This is a genomic window from Arsenophonus endosymbiont of Bemisia tabaci Q2, from assembly GCF_902713415.1.
GTDB lineage: Bacteria > Pseudomonadota > Gammaproteobacteria > Enterobacterales > Enterobacteriaceae > Arsenophonus.
On record NZ_CACTIE010000278.1, the window covers coordinates 1 to 1671 of the forward strand.

The 1671-nt window shown below is 34.7% G+C and carries 3 protein-coding genes; 1 reads left to right on the forward strand and 2 read right to left on the reverse strand.

What is annotated here, in order from left to right; all coding sequences use genetic code 11:
* On the reverse strand, nucleotides 1-167 hold a 167-nt coding region (locus ARSQ2_RS15135; protein ID WP_420837782.1), incomplete at its 3' end, for an IS630 transposase-related protein.
* A gap of 7 nt (nucleotides 168-174) precedes the next feature.
* On the opposite strand from ARSQ2_RS15135, the gene ARSQ2_RS11220 reads away from it, so the two are divergent.
* The gene (locus ARSQ2_RS11220; protein ID WP_181995341.1) at nucleotides 175-345 is read left to right on the forward strand and encodes a DUF2594 family protein; all 171 of its coding nucleotides are present in this window, start codon (nucleotides 175-177) and stop codon (nucleotides 343-345) included.
* Nucleotides 346-384: 39 nt separating this feature from the next.
* Here the strand turns inward: ARSQ2_RS11220 and htpX are convergent, their stop codons facing one another.
* Complete coding sequence (gene htpX, locus ARSQ2_RS11225; protein ID WP_181995342.1) at nucleotides 385-1269, reverse strand: protease HtpX; 885 nt, start codon at nucleotides 1267-1269, stop codon at nucleotides 385-387.
* Nucleotides 1270-1671: the final 402 nt, after the last annotated feature.

The window sequence follows — 1671 nt, forward strand, 5'->3', positions numbered from 1 at the left end:
TCGATTTTTCGCTGACGCGTAGTCGATGCTTTTGGCTCTATTTGATTAATCCAACGCGATACAGATGCACAGCCAATGCGAAATTGCTTCGCTGTTTCTCGGATACTCAACCTGTCTTCTTCTATCGTACATATCACTTTACGTCTAAAATCAATTGAATAGCTCATATAAATAATGTCATCAAAATTAAGTCGCTTAGCTATATTAAAAGCGCTAAATCAAGCCGATGCAGGAAGAGCTATACTCAATATGGAAAAAGAAATTCTTGTTATGCAAGAAGATGCTAAACAAGCAGAAGTTTTGCAACGAATAATCGAACAAATCAAAACAGCCTATCGAAGTTAATAATCAATCCCACCTCATTAGGTGGGATTGATTATTGTTTTACCGATTAAGATAAGTGCCCATACGTAAAGCTTCAATGCGCTTATCAAGAGGAGGATGGGACAAAAACAACTCACTAAAAGATTTAGAACGTCCGTTGATGCAAAAAGCCATCATACTGCCAGCTTCCTGAGGTTCATAACTTCTTTTCAAACGCTGTAATGCAGCAATCATTTTTTCTCTACCCACTAAATGCGCCGAACCTGCATCTGCACGGAATTCACGATAACGCGAGAACCACATAGTAATAATACTGGCCAAAATACCAAATACAATTTCTAACACCATTGATACCGCAAAGTAAATCATTGGATTACCCTGGCTACTTTCATTGTCATTATTACTATTTGATAAAAATCCAGACGCCAGCTGAGCAATAATACGTGAAATAAAAATGACAAAAGTATTCACTATTCCTTGTAATAAAGTCATTGTTACCATATCACCATTTGCTATATGGCTGATCTCATGGGCGATAACCGCTTCGGCTTCATCACGTCCCATACTTTCTAACAAACCTGTACTAACAGCAACCAATGACGCATCACGACGAGCCCCGGTGGCAAAAGCGTTAATATCGGGTGCATGATAAATAGCAACTTCTGGCATTTTTATGCCAGCTTGATCAGACTGACGCTTGACGGTATTTAACAACCAATGTTCCATTTCTGTTGTCGGACTTTCAATCACCTGCCCACCAACAGAACGTAATGCCATCCATTTTGACATCAATAATGAGATAAATGAACCACCAAAACCAAAAAAACCAGCCATAATCATTAGCCCTGGAACGCTTTGTCCCTGGATGCCGGTCAAACTCAAAATAATTCCAAATACAAACATTACTGCCAAGTTTGTAAGTAAAAACAAAGCTATTCGCATCATAAAAATTGCTTTCCTTTATTAATTAACAATGATTAACATTAAATTAGTAATTTAAATAATGTTTTTTTAACTACTTTTCAAGCCCTTTGTTGTGCAGATATGAAAAAAACACTCAACTTTACATTTTTACAAAAAACTAGCACAAACTGGCATTTTTATTATCTTAAAACAACAATTTTCTTATATAACTTATTGTTTTCTATAAACCACTATAGTTAAAAACTATACAAAATAACCGTATGCGGGTCAATTATGGCTTCTTTTTTTAGTCAATGAATTAAAAAAATTGGTTTAGCTAAGCAAAAACGACTTAACTAGTCAGCAAAAAAATAATATTCATATTTTATTAATTAATCATCAAATTAATAACAACTCATTAAGTTAATAACAATTCATTAATAA

Coding starts and splice junctions, on each gene's coding strand:
- ARSQ2_RS11220 (WP_181995341.1), top strand. CDS start 175: ATGTCATCAAAATTAAGTCGCTTAGCTATATTAAAAGCGCTAAATCAA.
- htpX (WP_181995342.1), bottom strand. CDS start 1,269: ATGATGCGAATAGCTTTGTTTTTACTTACAAACTTGGCAGTAATGTTT.